The 5,168-nt window shown below is 62.3% G+C and carries 3 protein-coding genes and 2 pseudogenes; all 5 read left to right on the top strand.

What is annotated here, in order from left to right:
• Positions 1-1,567: pseudogene (locus tag MJ956_RS18490) on the top strand (DNA-directed RNA polymerase subunit beta'); the annotation flags it as partial.
• Between the two features lie 465 nt (positions 1,568-2,032).
• The gene (rpsL, locus tag MJ956_RS18485; protein WP_206453990.1) at positions 2,033-2,404 is read left to right on the top strand and encodes a 30S ribosomal protein S12; all 372 of its coding nucleotides are present in this window, start codon (positions 2,033-2,035) and stop codon (positions 2,402-2,404) included.
• 33 nt (positions 2,405-2,437) lie between these two features.
• On the top strand, positions 2,438-2,908 hold the full coding sequence (gene rpsG, locus MJ956_RS18480) for a 30S ribosomal protein S7 (RefSeq protein ID WP_206453991.1): 471 nt from the start codon (positions 2,438-2,440) through the stop codon (positions 2,906-2,908).
• A gap of 30 nt (positions 2,909-2,938) precedes the next feature.
• Positions 2,939-5,029: an elongation factor G gene (fusA, locus tag MJ956_RS18475; protein WP_253965892.1), complete on the top strand. Its 2,091-nt coding sequence runs from the start codon at positions 2,939-2,941 to the stop codon at positions 5,027-5,029.
• A gap of 63 nt (positions 5,030-5,092) precedes the next feature.
• Positions 5,093-5,168: pseudogene (locus MJ956_RS18470) on the top strand (GTP-binding protein); the annotation flags it as partial.

The following is a 5,168-nucleotide window of genomic DNA, read 5'->3' as shown; positions in this document are numbered from 1 at the left end:
GGCCGACGTCGAGGTGATCGAGAAGGCCAGCATCCAGTCGATCAACATTCGGTCGGCGCTGACCTGCGAGATCCGGACCGGCATCTGCGCCACCTGCTACGGGCGCGATCTCGCCCGCGGCACGCCGGTCAACATGGGCGAGGCCGTCGGCGTCATCGCCGCGCAGTCGATCGGCGAGCCGGGTACCCAGCTCACTATGCGTACCTTCCACATGGGCGGGACCGCGCAGGTGGTCGACTCCTCGTTCCTGGAAGCGTCCTACGAAGGCACGGTCTCGATCCGCAACCGCAACGTGGTGCGGAACTCCGATGGCCGACTGGTCGCGATGGGCCGCAACATGGCGATCCTCATCCTCGATCAGGCGGGCAAGGAACGCGCGTCGCACCGTGTCACCTACGGCAGCCGCATCTTCGTCGACGACGGCGATACGGTCCGTCGCGGCCAGCGTATCGCGGAATGGGATCCATACACCCGTCCGGTGCTGACCGAGCTCGAGGGCACGGTCGACTTCGAGGACATGGTGGAAGGCATCTCGGTTTCCGAGCAGGCCGACGAGTCGACCGGCATCACCAAGCGGGCGGTCATCGACTGGCGGGCAAGCCCGCGCGGTCAGGACCTGAAGCCGGCGATCGTGGTGCGCGGCAAGGATGGCGAGATCCTCAAGCTGGCGCGCGGCTCCGACGCCCGCTACTTCCAGTCGGTCGACGCGATCCTGTCGGTCGAGCCCGGCGCCACGGTGAAGGCCGGCGACGTCCTGTCGCGTATTCCGATGGAAAGCGCGAAAACCAAGGACATCACCGGCGGTCTGCCGCGTGTCGCCGAGCTGTTCGAGGCCCGCAAGCCGAAGGACAACGCGGTGATCGCGGAAATCGACGGCACGGTGAAGTTCGGACGCGATTACAAGAACAAGCGCCGGATCATCATCGAGCCGCACGAGGACGGCGGCGAGCCGATGGAGTACCTGATACCGAAGGGAAAGCCGTTCCATCTTCAGGAAGGCGACGTCATCGAGAAGGGCGACTACATCCTCGACGGCAACCCGGCACCGCACGACATCCTGGCGATCCGCGGCGTGGAGGCGCTGGCGTCCTACCTCGTCAACGAGCACATCGAGGTCATCGTCCGGCAGATGCTGCAGAAGGTCGAGATCGTCGAGTCGGGCGATTCCGGTTATATTCCGGGCGATAATGTCGACCGGATCGAGCTGGCGGAGCTCAACGAGCGTCTGGAGGAAGAGGGCAAGAAGCCGGCATCCGGCAACCCGGTCCTGCTCGGCATCACCAAGGCCTCGCTGCAGACGCCGTCCTTCATCTCGGCCGCCTCCTTCCAGGAGACGACGCGGGTGCTGACCGAGGCAGCGGTTGCCGGCAAGACCGACACCCTGCAGGGCTTGAAGGAAAACGTTATCGTCGGTCGTCTGATACCGGCGGGTACCGGCGGCATGATGACCCAGGTGCGCCGCATCGCCACGTCGCGCGACGACCTCATACTTGAGGATCGCCGCAAGGCCGCCAACAAGGCCGAGACCGATCGCATGCTGACCTCGATCACGGACGCGGCCGAGTAGGCCTTCATCGGATCGGGTGGTTGCAGACCATGGAAAGGCCGCCTCCGGGCGGCCTTTCGCCGTCGAAATCCGCTCTCGCGAGTGCCACCAGCGCCGTCCAAGCCGGTCGCGCGAGCGGGGCACGGGCGATGGTGATAGCCGCCGAACGTGGCTGGCGAACTCCTTCGGTTGCGGGGTTGACGGCTCCGGGGAGAATCGTTAAGTACCGCCCAACAGAGCCGATGTGAGGCCGAATCTTCCCAAGGACGCCGCGTCCGGGAGCAAGCGCTTCAAACAAGGCTTCGTTCAACGAGACGTCACATCGCTGGATGCAAGACCGTCAATGCGGTCCTCTGCTTCGTTCCGGGCAGTCCACTCACAAGTGGATCGATTGCCCGGTTTCGCGCATGGAGAGTTGCTCTTCGCTTTTGCGTCGCGCGACGTTTCGTGTCGAACCTGAGTTTTGGAAGAAGAGGGAAGGTTGGAATGCCGACCATCAACCAATTGGTCCGGAAGCCGCGCGTTCGTCCTGTCGAGCGCAATACGGTTCCGGCGCTCGAGGCCAACCCGCAAAAGCGTGGCGTGTGCACACGTGTCTACACGACCACGCCGAAGAAGCCGAACTCGGCGCTTCGTAAGGTTGCCAAGGTTCGCCTCGTCAACGGTTACGAAGTCATCGGCTACATTCCGGGCGAGGGCCATAATCTTCAGGAGCACTCCGTGGTGATGATCCGCGGCGGGCGCGTGAAGGATCTTCCGGGTGTTCGCTACCACATCATCCGCGGCGTGCTCGACACGCAGGGCGTCAAGAACCGGAAGCAGCGTCGTTCGAAATACGGCGCCAAGCGTCCGAAGTAAGCCCCAACGCTGATCAGTTGAAGAGACGATAGTATGTCCCGCCGCCACAGAGCCGAAAAGCGTGAAATCAATCCGGACCCGAAGTTCGGTGATCTCATCGTGTCGAAGTTCATGAATGCCGTCATGTATGACGGTAAGAAGTCGGTCGCCGAGCGCATCGTCTATGGCGCGTTCGACACCGTTCACGAGAAGACCCGCCAGGATGCGGTCGCGATCTTCCATCAAGCGCTCGAGAACATCTCGCCGCATGTGGAGGTCCGCTCGCGCCGCGTCGGTGGTGCGACCTATCAGGTCCCGGTCGACGTTCGTCCCGAGCGCCGTCAGGCGCTGGCGATCCGCTGGCTGATCACCGCAGCGCGCGGTCGCAACGAGACGACCATGGTCGACCGTTTGTCGGGCGAGCTCATGGATGCGGCCAACAACCGTGGTACCGCTGTGAAGAAGCGCGAAGACACGCACCGCATGGCGGAAGCGAACCGCGCCTTCTCGCACTACCGCTGGTAATTCAAGTTTCTGCCCGAAAGGCGACGCCCGATGGCACGCGACTATAAGATTGAAGACTACCGCAATTTCGGCATCATGGCTCACATCGATGCCGGGAAGACGACGACCACAGAGCGAATTCTGTTCTATACCGGCAAGTCCCACAAGATCGGCGAAGTGCACGACGGCGCCGCGACGATGGACTGGATGGCGCAGGAGCAGGAGCGCGGCATCACCATTACGTCCGCCGCGACGACGACCTTCTGGGAAGGCCGTGACGGCAAGAAGCGTCGCTTCAACATCATCGACACGCCGGGCCACGTCGACTTCACCATCGAAGTCGAACGTTCGCTGCGGGTGCTCGATGGCGCGATCGCGCTTCTCGACGCCAATGCCGGTGTCGAGCCGCAGACCGAGACGGTCTGGCGTCAGGCGGACAAGTATCAGGTTCCGCGCATGATCTTCGTCAACAAGATGGACAAGACCGGCGCCGACTTCTTTCGCTGTGTGGAGATGATCAAGTCGCGTCTCGGCGCGCGTCCGATCGTCGTCCAGCTGCCGATCGGCGCGGAGACCGAGCTCAAGGGTGTCATCGATCTCATCGAGATGAAGGCGCTGGTCTGGCGCGACGAGAATCTCGGTGCCCAGTGGGACATTCTCGATATCCCGGCCGATATGCTCGCCCAGGCTGAAGAGTATCGCGAAGCGATGGTCGAAGCCGCTGTCGAGCTCGATGAAGGCGCCATGGAGCGTTACCTCGAAGGCGAGATGCCGAGCAACGATGAGATCCGCAAGTTGATCCGCAAGGGTACCTGCGATGTCTGGTTCACGCCGGTCCTGTGTGGGTCGGCTTTCAAGAACAAGGGCGTTCAGCCGCTTCTCGACGCCGTTGTCGACTTCCTGCCTTCGCCGGTCGAAGTGAAGCCGATCAAGGGTATCGACCCGAAGAACGAAGCCGAGGTGGTTCGCAAGTCGTCCGACGACGAGCCGCTGTCGATGCTGGCCTTCAAGATCATGAACGATCCCTTTGTCGGTTCGCTGACCTTCGCTCGCATCTATTCCGGCGTTCTGACCAAGGGCACCTCGCTCCAGAACACCGTCAAGGAGAAGAAGGAGCGCATCGGGCGTATGCTTCAGATGCACTCCAATTCCCGCGAAGACATCGAAGAGGCCTATGCCGGCGACATCGTCGCCTTGGCCGGCCTGAAGGACACGACGACCGGCGACACGCTTTGCGATCCGCTAAAGCCGGTCATCCTGGAGCGGATGGAATTCCCCGATCCGGTCATCGAGATCGCGATCGAGCCGAAGACCAAGGCCGATCAGGAAAAGATGGGCCTCGCGCTTAACCGGCTGGCCGCCGAGGATCCGTCCTTCCGGGTCAAGACCGATGAGGAATCCGGTCAGACGATCATCGCCGGGATGGGCGAGCTCCACCTCGACATTCTCGTCGACCGCATGAAACGGGAATTCAAGGTCGAAGCGAATATCGGCGCGCCGCAGGTGGCTTATCGCGAGACGATCACGCGCATGGCGGAAGTCGACTACACCCACAAGAAGCAGACCGGCGGCACCGGCCAGTTCGCCCGCGTCAAGATGACTTTCGAGCCGGCCGAGATTGGCGAGGGCTTCAGCTTCGAGTCGAAGATCGTCGGCGGCGCGGTTCCGAAGGAATACATTCCGGGCGTCCAGAAGGGCATCGTGTCGGTGTTGACTTCGGGTCCGCTCGCGGGCTTCCCGATGGTGGACATCAAGGCGCAGCTTCTCGATGGCGCGTTCCACGATGTCGACTCCTCGGTGCTGGCTTTCGAGATCGCGGCGCGGGCCGGTTTCCGCGAGGCGATCCAGAAGGCGGGGCCGCGGCTGCTCGAACCGGTCATGAAGGTCGAGGTAGTGACGCCGGAAGACTATGTCGGCGACGTCATCGGCGATTTGAACTCGCGTCGCGGGCAGATCCAGGGAACCGAGCCGCGCGGCATCGCGCAGGTAGTCAACGCCATGGTTCCGCTGGCCAACATGTTCGGCTACGTCAACCAGCTGCGCTCGATGTCCCAGGGTCGTGCGCAATACACGATGCAGTTCGATCATTACGAGCAGGTACCGAACCAGGTCGCGGACGAAATTCAGAAAAAGTACGCCTGACCGCGTTCCCCCTCGAAACGACATTCGGCTCGATGAGCCAAGACTAGACAACGGAGTGGCAAGATGGCCAAGAGCAAATTCGAGCGCAACAAGCCGCATGTGAACATCGGGACGATTGGTCACGTTGATCACGGCAAGA

Origin of the sequence: Aurantimonas marianensis (assembly GCF_024195285.1) — a bacterium.
Classification (GTDB): domain Bacteria; phylum Pseudomonadota; class Alphaproteobacteria; order Rhizobiales; family Rhizobiaceae; genus Aurantimonas; species Aurantimonas marianensis.
Note: the sequence above shows the minus strand (reverse complement) of the source record. Positions and strands in the feature narration are given on the sequence as shown.

Bases quoted from the DNA above. Each gene is read 5' to 3' on its own strand.
- rpsL (WP_206453990.1), top strand. From the start codon at position 2,033: ATGCCGACCATCAACCAATTGGTCCGGAAGCCGCGCGTTCGTCCTGTC.
- rpsG (WP_206453991.1), top strand. From the start codon at position 2,438: ATGTCCCGCCGCCACAGAGCCGAAAAGCGTGAAATCAATCCGGACCCG.
- fusA (WP_253965892.1), top strand. From the start codon at position 2,939: ATGGCACGCGACTATAAGATTGAAGACTACCGCAATTTCGGCATCATG.